At 71.5% G+C, this 18317-nt stretch carries 14 protein-coding genes and 1 riboswitch; of the genes, 6 read left to right on the forward strand and 8 right to left on the reverse strand.

Translation table 11 applies throughout. The features are described from left to right. Window positions 1-111 precede the first annotated feature (111 nt). Window positions 112-378 (forward strand): DUF4031 domain-containing protein, encoded by a 267-nt coding sequence (locus tag AB0H43_RS30425; protein ID WP_360005307.1) that lies wholly within the window; start codon window positions 112-114, stop codon window positions 376-378. Window positions 379-386: 8 nt separating this feature from the next. Here AB0H43_RS30425 and AB0H43_RS30430 read toward each other — a convergent pair whose 3' ends face one another. After that, complete coding sequence (locus tag AB0H43_RS30430; RefSeq protein WP_360004946.1) at window positions 387-1007, reverse strand: metal-dependent phosphohydrolase; 621 nt, start codon at window positions 1005-1007, stop codon at window positions 387-389. A gap of 62 nt (window positions 1008-1069) precedes the next feature. On the opposite strand from AB0H43_RS30430, the gene AB0H43_RS30435 reads away from it, so the two are divergent. Further along, window positions 1070-1723, forward strand: a complete 654-nt coding sequence (locus AB0H43_RS30435; protein ID WP_360004948.1) for a copper homeostasis protein CutC — start codon at window positions 1070-1072, stop codon at window positions 1721-1723. A 169-nt stretch (window positions 1724-1892) separates the two neighbouring features. On the opposite strand, the gene AB0H43_RS30440 is transcribed toward AB0H43_RS30435, so the two are convergent. Both AB0H43_RS30440 and AB0H43_RS30445 read right to left on the reverse strand, forming a co-directional pair. Further along, entirely contained in the window at window positions 1893-3293 is a 1401-nt protein-coding gene (locus AB0H43_RS30440; protein ID WP_360004950.1) for a sugar porter family MFS transporter, read from the reverse strand. A 56-nt stretch (window positions 3294-3349) separates the two neighbouring features. Continuing rightward, a complete protein-coding gene (locus tag AB0H43_RS30445) occupies window positions 3350-4231 on the reverse strand; it encodes a GNAT family N-acetyltransferase (protein ID WP_360004952.1) in 882 nt (293 codons plus the stop codon). Window positions 4232-4350: 119 nt separating this feature from the next. On the opposite strand from AB0H43_RS30445, the gene AB0H43_RS30450 reads away from it, so the two are divergent. Continuing rightward, window positions 4351-5736, forward strand: coding sequence for an FAD-linked oxidase C-terminal domain-containing protein (locus AB0H43_RS30450; RefSeq protein ID WP_360004954.1), 1386 nt, complete (start codon window positions 4351-4353; stop codon window positions 5734-5736). Window positions 5737-5881: 145 nt separating this feature from the next. On the opposite strand, the gene AB0H43_RS30455 is transcribed toward AB0H43_RS30450, so the two are convergent. After that, window positions 5882-7645, reverse strand: coding sequence for a glycerol-3-phosphate dehydrogenase/oxidase (locus tag AB0H43_RS30455; RefSeq protein WP_360004956.1), 1764 nt, complete (start codon window positions 7643-7645; stop codon window positions 5882-5884). Here AB0H43_RS30455 and AB0H43_RS30460 point away from each other — a divergent pair. After that, window positions 7644-10130 carry a S8 family serine peptidase gene (locus AB0H43_RS30460; RefSeq protein ID WP_360004958.1) on the forward strand — a complete coding sequence of 829 codons (2487 nt, stop codon included), beginning with the start codon at window positions 7644-7646 and terminating at the stop codon, window positions 10128-10130. The genes AB0H43_RS30455 and AB0H43_RS30460 overlap by 2 nt on opposite strands. A gap of 92 nt (window positions 10131-10222) precedes the next feature. On the opposite strand, the gene AB0H43_RS30465 is transcribed toward AB0H43_RS30460, so the two are convergent. Then, a complete protein-coding gene (locus tag AB0H43_RS30465) occupies window positions 10223-11362 on the reverse strand; it encodes an FUSC family protein (protein ID WP_360004960.1) in 1140 nt (379 codons plus the stop codon). A 130-nt stretch (window positions 11363-11492) separates the two neighbouring features. Next, window positions 11493-12815 carry an aminotransferase class V-fold PLP-dependent enzyme gene (locus tag AB0H43_RS30470; RefSeq protein WP_360004962.1) on the reverse strand — a complete coding sequence of 441 codons (1323 nt, stop codon included), beginning with the start codon at window positions 12813-12815 and terminating at the stop codon, window positions 11493-11495. A 50-nt stretch (window positions 12816-12865) separates the two neighbouring features. Continuing rightward, a riboswitch (SAM riboswitch) is annotated at window positions 12866-12983 on the reverse strand. Between the two features lie 34 nt (window positions 12984-13017). Between AB0H43_RS30470 and AB0H43_RS30475 the strand changes: the two genes are divergently transcribed. Continuing rightward, a complete protein-coding gene (locus AB0H43_RS30475) occupies window positions 13018-14442 on the forward strand; it encodes a PrsW family intramembrane metalloprotease (protein ID WP_360004964.1) in 1425 nt (474 codons plus the stop codon). A 1-nt stretch (window position 14443) separates the two neighbouring features. On the opposite strand, the gene AB0H43_RS30480 is transcribed toward AB0H43_RS30475, so the two are convergent. After that, window positions 14444-15715 carry an AI-2E family transporter gene (locus AB0H43_RS30480; protein WP_360004966.1) on the reverse strand — a complete coding sequence of 424 codons (1272 nt, stop codon included), beginning with the start codon at window positions 15713-15715 and terminating at the stop codon, window positions 14444-14446. Window positions 15716-15892: 177 nt separating this feature from the next. Here AB0H43_RS30480 and AB0H43_RS30485 point away from each other — a divergent pair, with 177 nt between their 5' ends. Then, complete coding sequence (locus tag AB0H43_RS30485) at window positions 15893-16231, forward strand: co-chaperone GroES (protein WP_360004968.1); 339 nt, start codon at window positions 15893-15895, stop codon at window positions 16229-16231. Window positions 16232-16259: 28 nt separating this feature from the next. On the opposite strand, the gene AB0H43_RS30490 is transcribed toward AB0H43_RS30485, so the two are convergent. Beyond that, window positions 16260-18227, reverse strand: coding sequence for an ATP-dependent DNA helicase (locus tag AB0H43_RS30490; RefSeq protein WP_360005309.1), 1968 nt, complete (start codon window positions 18225-18227; stop codon window positions 16260-16262). Window positions 18228-18317: the final 90 nt, after the last annotated feature.

Below are 18317 nucleotides of genomic sequence, written 5' to 3' on the forward strand. Positions count from 1 at the left end.
TGCCTGCAGATCACGGGTATGCACCCTAAAAGTGCGGGCGGAAGCATGCGTAACGATGATCTGCAGCCGACGCGGGCGGGGGACGGCCGCTCGGCGGGGGACAATGGGCGCGTGATCTACGTCGACCGGGCTCGGTGGCCCGCCCACGGGCGGCTGTGGGCGCATCTGGTCAGCGACGTCTCGTACGCCGAACTCCACGTCTTCGCCGAGATGATCGGCGCACCGCCGCGCGGCTTCGACCGGGATCACTACGACATCCCGGCGACCCGGGTGCCCTGGGCGATCTGGCTCGGCGCGACCCTCGTGGAGTCCCGCGAGATCGCGGCCCGGCTACGCGCTTCCGGACTCCGCCGCCCGAAGCACCTCAGCCACCGGTGACTCTGCGCTCAAGTGGTCAGGGAAGCGAGTTCGCGGGTGAGGTTGGCCCGCGCCTTGGCCTCCCATAGATCGGCCAACGCCGGGATGCCGAAGAGCGCCGGAAGGTCCAGCAGGCTCTGCAGGACGGCTGCTCGTCCACTGCGGAACGCCTCGTCGGGAACGTGGGCGTACTCGGCTCGCACGGCGTCGGCGTACTCCTGATAGGACGGCCAGTCCCGGGCGAGGACGGCCAGATCCGCGTCCGCCAGCAGAGCGCCGTTGCGGTCGCCGGGTTCCACCGCGTGCCCGGCCGTCAGGCGTACCAGTCGGATCACCTCGGCGACGGCCGGAGCCGGCAGCTCGCAGCGCTCCAGGAGGCGCGCGGACAACTCCGCACTGGCCTCCTCGTTGCCCGCGGACCGCGGGTCGTAGACCGCGTCGTGCCCCCAGGCCGCGAGCCGGACGAGGTCGGGATCGGCCGCGAAGGCCGCGTGCTCGTCGATGATCGCGAGCATGAACCGCAGGTGGTCGACGGTGTGGTAGTGGCGGTGCGGTTCCGACCAACGGGCCAGCAACTCGGTCGCGACGTCGTCGTCCGCACGGCCCCCGGCCGCGATCACGCTTGCGCGGAAGTGTCCGGTCAGTTCCACATCGCGAGCATAGTTCCAACCCCGTTCACCATCCGGTGCGCACGGTTTGCCATGATCCTGGCGTGACACCCCTGCTCGAGGTCATCGCGCTCGGCCCGGCCGACGCCGAGGCCGCGCAGGCGGGCGGAGCCGACCGGCTCGAGCTCGTCGCGCAGATGTCGGCCGACGGCCTCAGCCCCGCACCCTCGGTCGCGGCCGCGGTGGTCGCCGCCACCGACCTGCCGGTACGCGCGATGCTGCGCACGACAGCGGATTTCGCGGCCGGACCGGACCTGCTCGGGCTCGCCGACGAATTGCTGGCGACGGGGGTGGCTGGACTGGTCTTCGGGTTCCTCGACGACTCCGGCGAGATCGACGTCGCCACCTGCGAACGTGTCGCCGAGCGGATGCAGGGGCGGCCGTGGACCTTCCATCGGGCCATCGACCACGCCCGGGACACCGACCGCGCCTGGGCTGACGTGCTCGACCTGCCCGGCGTCGACGCCGTGCTGACGGCGGGATCACCCGTGGGCGTACGCGAAGGCTGGGTGAACCTGGTCAAGCGCGATCCCAGCCGGGTGCTCGCGGGCGGCGGACTCACCGCGGACGTGGTGCCGACGCTGCTGGACGCGGGGATCCGGGCTTTCCACGTCGGCAGTACGGCGCGCGAGGGCGGCTCGTGGACCTCGCCGGTGTGCGCTTCCGCCGTCGGGCGCTGGCGCGCCCTCCTCCGGTAGCGCCCGCATCGCGCGCTCAGCGCTGGCTCGGTCGCGCTCAGCGCTGGCTCGGTCGCGCTCAGCGCTGGTTCGGTCGCGCGCTCAGCGCTGGATCAGGGTTCCCGGTCGAATCTTGGCCCAAGATTCGACCTAGATCGCTGATCCAGCGCCGACACGCAGCGCTCGAAAACTACATGGACTCCAGCTCCCGCCCCTTCGTCTCCCGGACGTTTCGGAGGACGAACAGGAAGGCGAGTGTCGCGAAGATCGTGTAGACCAGGTACGCGAACCCGAGCCCGAGGTCGGACAGCGCCGGGAAGGTCGAGGAGACCAGCCAGTTGGCGATCCACTGGGCGGCGGCGGCCACGGCGAGCGCGGTGACTCGGATCTTGTTGCTGAACATCTCGCCCAGCAGCACCCAGACCACGGGTCCCCAGCTCATGCCGAAGGACACGACGTAGAGGTTGGCCGCGACCAGGGCTATCTTGCCCACTGTCGGGCTCAGCGTGAGGTTGTCCCCGCTGCCGGTGGCCGTGCTGAAGGCCCAGGCCATGGTGCCGAGGGTGATCATCATTCCGGCCGCGCCGATGAGCAGCAGCGGTTTCCGGCCGATTTTGTCGACCAGGGCGATCGCGATCAGCGTCGTGACGACGTTGGTGACGCTGGTGATCACGGAGATGACGAACGAGTCGCTTTCGTTGAACCCGACGGCCTGCCAGAGTGTCGTCGAGTAGTAGAAGATCACGTTGATGCCGACGAACTGCTGGAACACCGACAGCAGGATGCCGACCCAGACGATCGGGAGCAGCCCGAACCGGGGTCCCTTCAGGTCGCGCAGCTGCACCTTGTCCTGGATGCCCCGCAGGCTGGCCTGGATCTCCCGGATGTGCTGGGCGGTGTTGCCGCCGACGACGCGGTCCAGGACGTTCTTGGCCTCGTCGAGCCGCCCGCGGCGGACGAGGTATCGCGGCGACTCCGGGATCTGGAGCGCGAAGATCAGGTAGACCACGGCCGGAATGGCCTCGGCGGCGAACATCCACCGCCAGGCGTCACCGCCCCAGGCGATCGGGTTGCCGGCGCCGCCCGCGCTCTTGGCGATGGCGAAGTTGACGAGCTGGGAGGCGAAGATGCCCGTCACGATGGCCAACTGCTGCAGGGAACCCAGCCGTCCCCGGATGTCGGCCGGGCTGATCTCGGCGATGTACGCCGGTGCGATGACGCTCGCCGCGCCCACTGCGAGACCGCCCAGGATGCGCCACGCCGTCAGGTCGATCGGGCCGACGGCCAGTGCCGAGCCGATCGAGCCGACGAAGAAGACGATCGCGGCGATCACCATGACCTTGAGCCGGCCGTACCGGTCGGCGAGAGGACCGGCGTACCAGGCGCCGACCGCCGAGCCGAGCAGGGCCGAGGAGACCACGAAGCCCAGGACCGCCGAGTTCAGCTGGAAGTCTTCCCTGATGGCGTCAACGGCTCCGTTGATGACAGCCGTGTCGTAGCCGAACAGGAATCCGCCGAGCGCCGCCGCGGAGGCGACGAGCAGGACCGCACCGGTGTGGTGCGCGTGCGTACTGGTGGCAGAGGGCTGCATGAGGCCATCTTGCCCAACCCAAAAGCGACAGATGTCCGTTTCGGGAAAATTGGGGCTTACAGGTCCTTGCTGTATAGGAAGAAGACTCGTTCAATGTGGGCGTCCGCTGCCTGGGAGTAGAACGGCACGGGGCCGACCCAGCCGATCTGCGCCCGAGTGATGCCCGCCTTCGCCTGGTCGGCCAGGCAGCGCCGGAGCAGCACCGAACCGATCCCCAGCCCCTTGGCCGCCGGCCGGGTGCCCATCGGCCCGAACCAGCTCGGCCGCGTACACCCCCAGGCGGCGAAGGCGATCGGCTCCCCGTCCTGCACCGCGATGTGGACGGCCTGCGCGGAAGTGATCTCGGCCGCCCAGTGCCCGCCCCACTCGGCCGCGATGATCGGCCGCAGCCGGGCGACGTCGTTCGCCTCCGCCACGCGTACCTCGACGCCCTGGTCGGCCAGCCGGGCCTCGGCGGCAGAGGTGTCGGCCAGCGCCTTCGACCCCGGACGCAGCTCGGCCGTCATGTTCCAGGCGGTGCGCTCGTGGGCGTATCCGGCCTTGGTGAGCGTGCAGATCGCCGGGGTGTAGCGCACGTCCACGCCCGGGAACGCGTAGTCCGGCGGGTTGCCGGCCACCCGGACGACCTCGCAGCCCAGCTCCCGCAGGCCCTGCTCGGCCTGCGCGATCAACTCGGTCCCCAGGCCGCGCCGCCGGTGCCCGGGATCGACCGCGAGCAGGTCCAGGTGCCCGACCGTGGGGTCCGCGTGGCTCACCGCGGCGAAGGCCACGCCGATCACCCGCGCGCCGTCGGTCGCCACAAATCCAGTGGTACGCCGTTCGTCGCGCGGCCGGAGCAGTTCCACGATCTCGCGCGCTTCGGCGGCGTCCTCCGGGAGGAAGCTGCGAGTCAGCAGGTCGACGGTGCCGGGCAGGTGGTCGATGTGGAAGCGCTCCATGATCGCCGAGCGTACTCGGTCAACCTGACTGCACTCCTGGTGGCTCCGCAAGCGCTCCCCGGCGGGAGTGGTGTTTTCACCAGGTGTGTGAATGAGGCTCGGCGGTCTACATTCCGGGTGTGGGTGTTGTGGATCAGCTGCGGGCGCTCTTGCCCGCCGACCGGGTGATCACCGATCGGGACCTGGTGGAGATGTACCGGCGGGACGAGGCGGACCTCGTGGCGGACGGGCTGCCGGCGGTGGTGGTCCGCCCGCGCAGCACCGACGAGGTGGTCGCCGTCGTCAAGGTCGCGGCCGAGCACGGGGTGCCGGTGGTGCCCCAGGGCGCCCGGACCGGTCTCGCCGGTGGTGCGAACGCGGTCGACGGCTGCGTCGTCGTGAGCCTGACGCTGATGGACCAGATCCTGGAGATCGACCCGGTGAACCGGATCGCCGTCGTCCAGCCCGGCGTGGTCAACGCCGTCCTCGGCCGGGCCGTCCGCGAGAAGGGCCTGCATTACCCGCCGGACCCGGGTTCCTTCGAATCCTCGACCATCGGCGGCAACGTCGCCACCAACGCGGGCGGCATGTGCTGCGTGAAGTACGGCGTCACGACGGGATACGTCATCGGGCTGGAAGTCGTCCTCGCCGACGGGGAGGTGCTGCGCACCGGCCGGCGTACGCCGAAAGGCGTGGCCGGATATGACCTGACCAGCCTGTTCGTCGGCTCGGAGGGCACGCTCGGCATCGTGACCGAGGTGACGGTGGCTCTGCGCCCCGCGCCGGAGCAGTCGCTGAGCCTGGTCGCCGTCTTCCCGACCACCGCCACTGCCGGGAAGGCGGTCAACGAGATCATGGCCAGTGGCGCGGCGCCGAGTCTGCTGGAGCTGCTGGACAACGTGCACCTGCGGGCCATCGAGGCGTACCGGCCGATGGGGCTCGACCAGGAGGCGGCCGCGATCCTGCTGGCGGCGGCCGACACGGGTGGCCGGGCCGGCGCCGACCTCGACCGGATCGCCGAACTGGCGCTGGCCGCGGGCGCGACCGAGGTCTACCGGGCGACCGACGACGAGGAGGCCGCGGCCCTGTTGCAGGCGCGCCGGGCGGCCCACCCCGCGATGGAGCACCTCGCGGCGAGCATGCACGACCGCGGCGGGCTGATCCTGGACGACATCGCGGTCCCGCGCTCGCGGCTCGCCGAGCTGCTCGACGGCATCGCCGAGATCGCCGCCCGCCACGAGATCACCGTCGGCGTGGTCGGCCACGCCGGCGACGGCAACCTCCACCCGAACATCGTGGTGGACCGGGCCGATCCGGCCAGCGTCGAGAAGGGGCACGTCGTCTTCGACGAGATCATGGAGCTGGGTCTCGCCTTGGGCGGCACGTGCACCGGTGAGCACGGGGTCGGCCTGCTCAAGCGGGGCTGGCTGGCGACCGAGGCCGGTCCGGTCAGCATGCGCGTCCAGCGGGCGATCAAGGACGCGCTGGATCCGCGCGGCATCCTCAACCCCGGCAAGATCTTCTGATTCGACCCTTTGGCGCTGGATCAGGGTTCTCGGTCGAATCTTGACCCAAGATTCGACCTGGAACCCTGATCCAGCGCTGGGCGTGGGACGGCGCTGGGCGTGGGACGGCGCGGGACGGCGCTGGGCGTGGGACGGCGCTGGGGCGTTAGGCGCGGAGGGTGCGGGCGGCGTCCGCCGAGGCGTCGTCGGGCATCGTCTGCGAGCGCCGCTCGGCGTCCACCCGCCGCTCGTACGCCTCGATCTCGGCGCGCGTGGTGGCCTCGTCCCAGCCCAGGACGTCGGCCATGACCTGGGCCGCGTGCGGTGCCGTCTCGACCCCGCGATGGTCGGTCTCGATGCTGATCCGCGTACGCCGAGTCAGCACGTCGTCGAGGTGCAGCGCCCCTTCGGCGGCGGCCGCGTACGCGACTTCGGCGGCGAGGTATTCCGGAGCGCCTTCCAGCGCGGCGGCCAGGTCCGGTGACGAGTCGATCAAGTGCAGCACGTCGACGGTCAGCGTGCCGTACCGCTCCAGCAGGTGTTCGACCGCGCCGACGGTGAGCCGCGACTTCGGTCGCCGGGCCAGTTCGGCGCGCCGCCGCCACATGGCGTGATAGCCGTCGGCCCCCAGCAGAGGCAGGTCGTCCGTGGCCGAGCGCACGGCCGAACCGAGCCGCCGAACGACGCGGTCGACCACGTCCGAGGCCATCACCCGGTAGGTCGTGAGCTTGCCACCGGCCACCAGGAACAGCCCGAGGATGGGTTCGACCACGGCGTGCTCCCGGCTGAGCGCCGACGTCGCGTCCTCCTCCCCGGAAAGCAGCGGGCGGAGGCCGGCGTACACGCCTTCGATGTCGGACCGGTTCACCGGGCGGTCGAGGACCTTGTTGACCTCGCTGAGCAGGTAGTCGATGTCGCGCGCGCTCGCGGCGGGGTGCTCCCGGTCGAGCATCCAATCGGTGTCGGTCGTGCCGATCAGCCAATGCCCGCCCCACGGGATCACGAAGAGCACGCTCGACGCCGTACGCAGAATCAACCCGACGTCGCCGGTGATGGCCGACCGCGGCACGACGAGGTGGATGCCCTTCGAGGCGCGTACGCGCAGACCGGGCCGCGCGTCGGGCAGCAGCGCGGTGATGTCGTCGCTCCAGACGCCGGTCGCGGCGATGACGGTCCGCGCCCGGATGCTGAACTCCCGGCCGGTCTCGTCCGTTGCGCGTACCCCTGTGACTTCACGGGCCTGGCGCGTGAGCCCGGTGGCCCGCACCCGCGTGACCACGGTCGCGCCGAGACTCGCGGCGGTACGCGCGAGCGAGATCACGAGCCGGGCGTCGTCCACCTGGCCGTCGTAGTAGCGGATGGCGCCGACCGCGGCCTCCGGCCGTAGCGACGGGAAAAGCTGGTGCGCGCCGCGTTGGGTGAGGTGGCGGTGCAACGGCATGCCACGGCCCGACGTGCCCTGGAGCCCGGCGGCGAACGCGTCGTAGAGGGCGACCCCGGCGCCGTAGTAGACGCGGTTCCAGGCGCGCTTCCACGCCGCGTCGCCGGGGAGCGGGACCAGGAAAGGCACCGGTCGCACGAGGTGCGGGGCGAGCCGGGTCGCGAGCAGGCCGCGTTCGCGGAGCGCCTCGTGGACGAGATGGAACTCCAGCTGCTCCAGATAGCGGAGACCACCGTGGACGAGCTTGCTCGACCGGGACGACGTGCCGCTCGCGAGATCGTTCGCCTCGATCAGGGCGACGGACAGCCCGCGGGAGGCGGCATCGAGCGCCGCACCGGCGCCGGTCACGCCACCGCCGATGACCAGCACGTCGAACTCGTCCTCGGCGAGCCGGCGCAGGTCGGCGGCGCGGCGTGCGGGCGACAGGGTGCCGGCGGTGTTCCGGGAGACCTGACGGTCGCGCACACCTGCACGATACTGTGCGATCATGGCCGATCAGCCGCCTTCCGCGCAGTGGCATACGCCACCCCGCCCGTCCAGCGCCGGCGCGATCGTGGCGGCGTCCTTCGTCGGAGTCGGTCTCGTCGCGCTCGCCCTGTTCTGGCAGGCCGCCGGCTGGCTCGCCGATCAGGTCTTCCTGCAGCTCGACGTGGCGCAGCCGTGGTGGATCTGGGTCGTCGTGGCGCTCGTGCTCGGCGTGCTCGCCGGTGTGCCGTCCCTGCTGCTCGCGACGATTCCCCGCTCGCCCGCGGTCCGCGAGACCGGCCGAGCCTGGCTGTGCGCGTCCGGCGTCGCCGTGCTCGGTGGCCTGCTCCGGGTCGTGCCCGATCCGCAGCAGGAGGCGTACCTGTTCGCGCTGGCCGTCGTGCTGGCGGTCGCGGCGTTCCTCCTGCGGCGGGCGCCGCGGACCACCGGCAGCGTCGGCCTGGCGATCGTCGCCGGACTCGTCGCGCTGATCCCCTGGCTGTTGCTGGGATCGCTCGGCGGCGCTCTGGAGACCGTGCTGGCCGCGTTGGCGGCGGCGTCCGCCGGCTGGCTCGCCTCGTCCATCCTGGACGGGCGCTTCTGGACCGCGTTCGGCGCTGCCGGCCCGGTGGGCGCTGCCGGTCCTGCCGGCCCGGTGGGCGCTGCCGGTCCTGCCGGCCCGGTGGGCGCTGGCGGTCCTGCCGGCCCGGTGGGCGCTGGATCAGGGTTCCCGGTCGAATCTTTCCCCAAGATTCGACCGGAAACCGTGATCCAGCAGGGGAGCGAGGGCAGTCGGGCCCGACGCGTAGTCGTCGGCGGATTGGTCGCCGGAGTCGCGTTCGCGCTGCTCGGGGCAGGTCTGGGCGCTTCCGGAACGCAGCTGGCGGCCATGTTCGTCCTGCCGCCGCTCGGCTTCGCGGCGGCCGCGCTCGGCTCGTCGCGTACGACGGGGTGGCTGGTCGGCGTGGCGGCGCTCGGCCCGCTCGCCTTCGTCGACCCCGACGAGATCAGCCTCTTCCTGCTCGGGCGCGATATTCCTTTCTGGACTCTGATCGCGACCGCCGCGTCGCTCGCGGCCGGACTGGTGCTCGCGCTCGTCTTCGGCCTCGCGCTGCGCAAGACCCCACCCCGGGCCGTGGGCTGGTCACTCGCCGCGCTGGCCGTTCTCGCGTCGATCAGCTTGTACGCCGTGAGCGGTCAACCAGGTCTCCACGGTGAACGGCTGTTCGTGGTGATGAAGGAGCAGGCGTCGCTGGCCGGGCTCCCTACGACGACCGGGCCTGGCAGCGGGCGGGACGCCCGGGTGGCCGCCGTCTACCAGCGGCTCGTGCAGCACGCCGAGCGTACGCAGGCCGACCTGCGCCGGCAGCTCGACCGGTGGCACCTGTCCTACCGGCCGTACTACCTGGTCAACGGCGTCCAAGTGGACGGCGGCCCGCTCGTACGCCAGTGGCTGTCCGCCCGGGACGACGTGGATCGCGTACTGCTGGATCCGGTGCTGCGGCCGTTGCCGTCCGACATCGAGACCCACCACGGGCCGTTGACCTCACCGGGTACGGATCACTGGAACATCGACATGGTCGGCGCGCCCAGCGCCTGGGCGGCCGGAGTCACCGGCTCCGGCATCGTCGTCGGCTCCTCGGACTCCGGAGTGGACGGTACGCATCCCGCCCTGGCCCAGAACTTCCGCGGCGGCCCGGACTCGTGGTACGACCCGTGGAACGGGACGACTCGGCCGACCGACCACAACGGCCACGGTACGCATACCCTCGCGACCGCCGTCGGGCACGAGGGCGTCGGCGTCGCGCCGGGTGCGCAGTGGGTCGGCTGCGTCAACCTCGCCCGGAACATGGGCAGCCCGTCCTACTACCTCGACTGCCTGCAGTTCATGCTCGCTCCCTTCCCTTCCGGCGGGAACCCGTTCACCGACGGCCGCCCCGAACGCGCGCCGAACATCCTCACCAACTCGTGGGGCTGCCCCGAGGCGGAAGGCTGCGACCCGACGTCGTTGCGGCCCGCGATCGACGCCCTGGCCGCGGCCGGGATCGCGGTCGTCGTCGCGGCCGGCAACAGCGGACCGCGCTGCGGCAGCATCAGCGACCCGCCCGCCCCGTACGCCGCCGCGATCACCGTCGCCGCCGTGAACGAGTCGCGGCAGGTCACCGACTTCTCGAGCCGGGGAGACACCGGCACTCCCGGCAAGCCGGACATCGCGGCACCGGGCGAGCGGGTGCTCTCGGCGATGCCGGGCGGCACCTACGAGAAGGCGGACGGGACCTCGATGGCCACCCCGCACGTCGCGGGCGTGATCGCCTTGTTGTGGTCGCAGGAACCGGCGCTCATCGGCGACCTCGCCGCCACCCGGCAACGCCTCGCGGCCGCCGCCCGTCCCGCCGCCCCCGCCTCCGCAACTTCCTCCCCAGACGCCTCCTCCGCGGGCGGCTCCGCCGGCTGTTCCGGCGCCGCATACACCGTCGGCGCGGGCATCGCCCACTTCCCCCTCGGCTAACCCCTTCCCCTCCGCGCGGGCGTGATCATTGCGCCAGCCAAGGCGTTTCGCGCGGCGAAATGTCCGTTGAAACAGCTTGGCTGACGCAATGATCATGTCAGCTGGGTGAAGTGCTTCGGGGCTGGTGGCGGCGGCTTCGAGCTCGCCTTGCCGACCGCTCGGCGGACGACGCGTTCGGCGTCCCGCGATTCCATCCCGCCCGCCCGCAGCAGGTCGGTCGCCATCGACCGGATCTGGGCCACGATCACACTCCCGGAGAACCCCAACCCGCTCAGGTACGCGTCAGACGCGTTGCGTACGGCGCGGACGGCGGCTTCGCGGCTGGCGTCGGGCGGCAGCTCTTCGGCGTACTCGCGGTGCACCCACCGGATGGTGTCGGCGAGGGAGCGGAGCGAGGACACCAGGGCGGGCGGCACGGGTTCCTCGTCGCGGATGACCGAGACGGTCCGGCGGATCAGCACGCGGGAGTTGCGCAGGCAGCGGGCGATGTGGTCCTGCCCGTCGACGTACTGGGCCAGTGCCCCGCGTTTGCCCCAGCGGATGGGCGAGAGGGTGGCGATCTCGCTGGCCGCCGTCAGCGCCTCCTCGAACGCCGTGAGGTGCGTCTCCGCCTCGCTCAGGTCGGTCAGCGCCTCCTCCGCCTTGGTCCGGTCGCGGTGATCCAACGCCTCCGCCGTGAGGCGTACGCCGTCGGCCAGGTCGTCGAGCAGCGGCCCGGCGGCGCGGGAGACGACGGTCAGCGGGTTCTGGGGCAGGACCAGCGCCATGACGGCCAGGCCGACGCCACCGCCGACGATGGCGTCGACGAACCGGCTGAACAGGTACTCGTCGTTGGTCGGGATGACCGCCACGACCAGGACGGCACCGGCCGCGGACTGCATCACCAGGGAAGGTCCGCCCCCGGCGAAGATCGCGACAAGGATCGCCAGCACGACGACGAGGGATATCTGCCAGGCGCCCCGGCCGATCACCAGGATCAGTGCCTCGCCGAGGAGGATGCCGAAGGCGTTGCCGAGGACGATCTCGACCGCCCGGCGCATCCGCTGCCCGACGGAGACCGCGAGCGTCGCGACCGCGGAGATGGGCGCGAAGTACGGCTGCGGGTGGTGCATCAGGTTGTGGGCGATGAACCAGGCGATGCCGGCCGCGACGGCGGCTTGCATCGCGATGCCGAGGCTGCCCCGCGTGCGGTGATAACGGCGTTGCAGGGTGGCCTTGAACGCGACCTCCACGTCCGAACGCTACCTGCGACCGGCCCTCCGGCAGGCCGGAACTCGCGTTGATCATGGAGTTTCCGGCCCCGACACCCCGTCGAGACCAGGGTAAACTCCATGATCAACGCGAAAGGGAGGGAGGGGTGGGTTAGGCGGAGCAGGCGGAGAGGGGGGTGGGGGTGACGGCCGGGGCGGTGGCGACGATCGCCGCGAGCGCGGTCAGGAACGCGTCCACGTCCGCCTCGGTGGTGCCCAGGCCGATCGACGCCCGCAGCGCGGTCGCCGGGGCGTACGCCCAACCGGCGCGCTGAGCGGCCTCGCCGAGCAGGCGACGGGCCAGCGGATGCGCGCAGAACAGCCCATCGCGTACGCCGATGTCCCGGCGGGCCAGCGCGGCGGCGATCTCGGCGGACTCCCGACCGGCGACGGCGAACGAGACGATCCCGACGCGTGGCGCGTCCGGCCCGAAGATTCGCAGTTCGGCGACCCCGTCGAGGGCGGCCAGCCCAGTACGCAGTCGCCGCAGCAGCGCCTGCTCGCGATCGGCCAGCGCTGCGCGGTCGGCCGCCTCCAGGGCGTCGCACACGGCCGCGAGCGCGACCGCGCCCAGGAGGTTCGGCGTACCGGCCTCGTGACGGGCGGGACCGGTCGCCCAGTGCACGTCGTGAGTCGCGTCGCCGACCTTGGCGCTCGCGCCCCCGCCCGCGAGGTAGGGCGTCGCCGCGTCCAGCCAGTCCGACCGGCCCACGAGCACGCCCGCTCCGAACGGCGCGTACAGCTTGTGGCCGGACAGGGCCAGGTAGTCCGCGCCCAGGTCGGCGAGGTCGACGGGGTGGTGCGGGGCGAGCTGGGCGGCGTCGACCGCCACCCGAGCGCCGTACCGCCTGGCCACCAGCGCCAACTCCCGGATCGGCCACAGTTCGCCGGTCACGTTGGTCGCCGCGGTCACGCTCACGAGCAACGGCGTCGCCGGTTCGCCGGAAACCGTGCCCCGGCGCAGCTCACGCAGGGCCGAGTCCAGCGACCGGACCGCCTCGCCCGGCGACGCCGGCACCGGCAGGCGTACGCACTCCTTCCAGGGCAACAGGTTCGCGTGGTGCTCCCCGGCGAAGGTCACGACGAGGGTGCCGGCCGGAACGACGTGCGCCAGCAGGTTCAGCGCGTCCGTCGTGTTGCGCGTGAAGATGACGTAGTCGTCCTCGCGCGCCCCGACGAAGTCGCCCACCGTCTGGCGGGCCCGCTCGTAGGCCAGCGTGCACCGCTGGGACAAGGCGCCCGCGCCCCGGTGCACGCTCGCGTACCAGGGCAGGATCTCGTTCACCGCGTCGCTCGCCGCCCGTGCGCACGGCGCGGTGGCGGCATAGTCCAGATTGATCTGCCCTGGTACGCCGAGAACGGCGGGCTCGGCAACGGAAACGAGGCCGGTGACCTGATCGGTGAGCTGACAGGGAGCCTCGAGTACAGCGGTCATGGCAATGCCCTCCCGGGTCCAGGGACCCCGGGTGCTGCACCAGGGAACGGGGTCCGCGCTTGCCTCGCGCGCTCGTCGAGCGAGGCCCGGTCATCACCCGGGGCACCCCACCGCAGATAGGAGGGTTGCCGGACGGCTAGCCGGGGCTTGATGCCGTCACTCGTGACCTGATCCACACCCTAGCGTGGGTAAGCTGCGTTGCATGTCCGAGTTCCCGCCGAGTGGGATACCCCACAGCGAACCGACACCCGCTCCGGCCCAGCCCGTGGGATGGCCCGCATCGGGTGGTCCGCCGCCCGCGTCGCTGCACCCGTCCGGGTGGCAACGCTGGAAGCGGCCGGTGATCCTCGGCGGCGTCATCCTCTTCTTCGCGGCCGCCGCGATCGCGATGCTCGTCTTCCTCGGCTTCAACATGGGCGTGGAGGCCCTGCTGGTCGGGCTGGCGGCGGCCATCGTCCCGGTGCCGATCCTGGTCGCCTGCTTCCTCTGGCTCGACCGGTACGAACCCGAGCCGACCTGGGCGCTGGTGCTCTGCTTCGCTTGGGGCGCGATCATCGCGACCGGCATCGCGTTGATCGTGAACACCTGGAGCTCGCGGATCTTCGAGCAGAACGGGATCTCCGACGGCATCGTCGCGGTCGTCGTCGCGCCGTTCATCGAGGAACTGAGCAAGGCGGCCGCCCCGCTGCTGCTGCTCTGGTGGCGCCGTAAGGAGATCTCGGGGATCACCGACGGCATCGTCTACTGCGGACTCGCCGCGACCGGCTTCGCGATGACGGAGAACATCCTCTACCTCGGCGGTCACGCGTACGCCGCGGGCAGCGAGGAGTACGGCGTCAGCACCGGACTGCAGATGCTCTTCGCGACCTTCCTGGTCCGGGTGCTCTTCTCGGCGTTCGCCCATCCGCTGTTCACCTCGATGACCGGCGTCGGCATCGGCATCGCCGCGCGTACGGCGAGCCCTGTGGTGCGCTGGCTCGCCCCGATCGCCGGTCTCCTCGTCGCGATGATGCTGCACGGCACGTGGAACCTCATCCCCACGATCGCCGCCGCCACCGGGCAGACCATCCTCGTCCTCTACGGCTACTTCGCCCTGGAGATGCCGATCTTCCTGGCGATGGTGGGCTTCGCCCTCTGGCTGCGCTCCCACGAGGGTCGGATCACCGTGCGGGCGTTGCCGGCGTACGTGCGGGCCGGGTGGTTCAGCCCGCCCGAGGTCGCGGCCCTGGCCTCGCTCGGCCGTCGGCACGCCGCCCGGACCTGGGCCAAGCGGGTCGCCGGCGACCCCGGACGCAAGGCGATGAGCGCCTTCCAGTTCGCCGCCACCCGGCTCGCCCTGGTCCGCGACGGCATTGAACGCGGCTTGAACCGTACGCCCGAACAGCAGGCCAAGGCCCAGGAAGAAGAGCGGTCGCTTCTCGAGCAGATCACGGCGGCCCGCGAGGTGTACGTCGGGCGCGACCCGCAGACGCCACCGGCCCGGTGGACTGGTACGGCGTACGAGCTGAGCTTCCCGGACGGACAGACGCGGACCGTGTCGCCGCCCCCGGAGCCGGTGGTGCCGATCCCCGTGCTGATGCCCCCGCCACCCGCGCCGACCTGGGGTTATCCCGGCTGGCGCCGCTGACTTACGCGGGCGCCGCGCCCTCCGCCTCCTGTTGCGCCGACTCCTCGCGGAGCTTGGCCTCGATCTGCTTGCGCCGGCCGATCATCGCCCGGATGCCGGTGTTGAACATGGCCACCAGCGGCACCGCGATCAGCGCGCCGATGATCCCAGCCAGGGCCAGGCCGCCGGCGATCGCAGCGATGACGGCGAGCGGGTGGATGGCGACGGCCTTGCCCATGATCAGCGGCTGCAGGACGTGCCCCTCGAGCTGCTGTACGCCGATGACGATGGCGAGCACGAAGAGCGCGGTGATCCAGCCGTTGTTGACCCCGGCGATGAGGACCGCCACCGCACCGGACACCGTGGCGCCGATGATCGGGATGAAGGCGAACAGGAAGACCAGGGCGGCCAGCGGGAGAGCGAGCGGCACCTTGAGGAACCAGAGGCCGATGCCGATGCCGATCGCGTCGATGAAGGCGACGAGGACGGTGGCGCGCACATAGGAGACCAGCGTGTGCCAGGCGGCCCGGCCGGAGTAGTCGATCGCCTCGCGGGTCGCCGGCGGCATGATGCCGACGAAGAACCGCCAGATGATGTCGCCGTCGCGGAGGAAGAAGAACAGCGAGAACAGCACCAGGAACAGGCCGGTCAGCGCCTCGACCGTGGTGGACGCGGTGGCGACCGCACTGCTGGTGAGCTTGTCCTTGTTGTCGTTGAGGAAGGTCTGCAGCTGCTTCGCGAACGAGGTGAGCTGCTCGTTGGTCAGCCCGAGCGGGCCTTCCTTGAGCCAGTCGCGAATGTCGTTCACGCCCTTGGTCGTGTTGTCGGCGACCTGCGGGATGTTGTCGACGAACTGCGTGATCACGATGGTGAGTACGCCGGCCACCGCCCCGATGCCGAGCAGGACGACGATCGCGGTGGCGAGCGACCGCGGCAGGAAGCGGGAGAGCACCCCGACGAACGAGCCCAGCAGTGCGCTGAGCAGCAGCGCGATCACCAGCGGGATGATCAGGTGCGACAGCGTGTTGATCAGCCTCAGCGCGAAGAACACGATGATGCCCAGGATCAGAATGCGCCAGCCCCAGGCGGCCGAGACCCGCAGGCCCACCGGCACTTCCTGATCGTCCCGGCTGACCGTGCTGCCGTGCGTGACCTCGGGCGTGGACGGTACGGGGTCGGCCACGGCTTCCTCCTCGACCTGCTCCTGGCGCTGGGCGCGGCGGGCGCGCACACCGGCGCGACCGGCCTCGTAGGCCCTCTTGATGTTGGCCCGGGCCTGCTCGAACCGCCCCAAAGCGCACCTCCTGCCGCCATCTGAGCACCTTGGCCGGTCTTACCGTAACCGGCGGACGCACGCTCAGCATCCGGGAAGACACCCATCTCGCGCGCCTACCCCAAGGGGGCGCCCTGATCACGCAAGGGTTGGCGGCGGCCGACAGCCGCCCTCGGCGGTCGGGTAGCGTGCCTGACCGTGAGCGCAGCAAGTCAGCCCGACTCCGGCCTTCCCATCCGCCTTCTGCTGGACCGGGTACTCGTCCGCATGGAATCCGGCGACGGTGAGCGGCTCTCGGCCGCCGGCATCGTGATCCCCGCCACCGCGTCGGTCGCGCACCGGCTCGCCTGGGCCACCGCCGTGGCGGTCGGCCCCAACGTGCGCTCGATCGTGACCGGCGACCGGGTCCTGTTCGACCCGGACGACCGCTCCGAGGTGGAGCTTCACGGCCGGGACTACATCCTGCTCCGGGAGCGTGACGTCCACGCGGTCGCGGCGAACCGGATCGAGGAGAACGGCACCGGCCTCTACCTCTGAGGGCTGGTTTCGCGCTGCGCTCAAGGGGCTAGTCGGCGCTGAGGCGTTTCAGGGCGCCGAGGGCGACCTCGCGCTTGGTCGTGTACCAGAACGGCGGCAGGCTCTTGCGAAGGAAGCTGCCGTAGCCTCGGGCCGTCTCCAGCCGGGAGTCCAGGACTGCCACGACGCCCTTGTCCGAGGTGGACCGGATCAGGCGGCCCACACCCTGGGCGAGGCGTACGGCGGCGATCGGAACGCTCACGGAGGCGAAGCCGGAGCCGCCCGCGTCGTCCACCGCCGCGCTCCGGGCGGCCGCGAGAGGCTCGTCCGGACGCGGGAACGGCAGGCGGTCGATCACGACGAGCTGACAGGCGTCGCCGGGCACGTCCACGCCCTGCCAGAGCGACATCACGCCGAACAGGCAGCTGGCCTTGTCGGCCCGGAACTTGCGGACCAGCAACGGCAGCGCTTCGTCGCCCTGCAGCAGCACGGTGTAGTCGGTCTTCATCCGGACCAGTTCGGCGGCCTGCTGAGCGGCTCGCCGGGAACTGAAGAGCCCGAGCGTACGCCCGCCGAGCGCCTCGATCAGGGTCAGCAGCTCCTCGGCGGCGGCGTCGGGCAGGCCGGACGCGGCAGGCCTCGGAAGATGCGCCGCGACGTAGAGGATGCCCTGCTTGGCGTAGTCGAAGGGGGAGCCGACGTCGAGCGAGGTCCAGGGCAGCTCGTTGTGCTCGGCCGGGGGCTTGACCGCCTTCGCCGGCAGCGTGCCGGCAGCGGCTTTGGCGGCGGCGTCGGGCGCGGGCGGCGTCTTCGCGATCAGCCCCAGCGACCGGGCCACGGGCTCGAACGTGCCGCCCAGGGTCAGCGTGGCCGACGTCGCCACGACCGTGCGCTCCTCGTAGAGCTTCTCGGCGAGCAGGCCCGCCACCGACAGGGGAGCGACCACGAGCGCCCGCCGTGGCTCGTGCTCGACCCAGGCCACGTCATAGTCGGCGGCCGCGAGGAGGCGCTGCGCCGTGGTGTTCAGCTCGGTCAGCGTCGCCTTCGCCTGCTGCTTGCGGACCGGATCGGGATCGTCGGCCTTGATCTCGCCGATCTGCCGCAACGCTCGGCTCGTCGCGCCGTCGATCAGCGTGCAGGCCTCGTGGAGCACCGTCGGCAGGCCGGTCTGCAACCGCCCGGCGGGCGTCTCGACCAGCCCCAGGGTCAGCGCGTCAGCCGCCTCCTGAAGCGAGGCGTGGTCCTCGGGCTCGATGTAGGAACGCGAGGCCCGGGCGGTGCGGTCGACGGCTTCGGCGGTCAACTCGGCCTGCGTCGCGCTCGAGACGCGGTCGGCCAGTTCGTGCGCCTCGTCGATGATGAGCAGCTTGTGCGGCGGCACGATCTGCCGGCCGGCCATCATGTCGACGGCGAGCAGCGAGTGGTTGGTGACGACCAGGTCGGCCTCGCGAGCCCGGGCGCGGGACGCCTCGGCGAAGCACTCCTGCCCGTAGGGGCAGCGGCTGGCTCCGACACACTCCCGGGCCGGCATGCTGACCTGCCGCCAGATGACGTCGTCGACGCCCGGGTCCAGCTCGTCCCGGTCGCCGGTGTCGGTCTTCGCCGCCCAGTCGCGCAGGCGATCGAACTGCTTGCCGAGCCGGCCCGCCTCACCGATCCAGACGGTCTTGGTCTTCGCCGGCCCGGTCTCGGCGACTGTGGCGTCGAACAGCCCGGCCGGCTCCTCCTCGGCGTCCCCGGCGTGCTCCAGCTTGGCGACGCACAGATAGTGATGGCGGCCCTTGAGGACGGCGTAGGTGGGCTCCCGCCCGAGCAGCGGCTTGACCGCCTCGGCGAGCCGGGGCAGATCATGGTCGACCAGCTGGGACTGCAACGCGAGGGTGGCCGTCGAGATGACGACCGGGCCGTCCACAGTCAACGCGGGCGACAGGTAGCCCAGCGACTTTCCGGTGCCGGTGCCGGCCTGGACGAGCAGGTGCTCCCCGGTCCGCAGGGACTCGGCGATCGCCGCCGTCATCGCCTCCTGGCCGGGACGGGCCGATCCGCCGGGGACCGCGCCGACCGCGGCGGCCAGGATGTCTTCTGCGGTGGCTGCCTTCCGTCGGGT

This window comes from Hamadaea sp. NPDC050747 (assembly GCF_040654195.1).
Taxonomy (GTDB): Bacteria; Actinomycetota; Actinomycetes; order Mycobacteriales; family Micromonosporaceae; genus Hamadaea.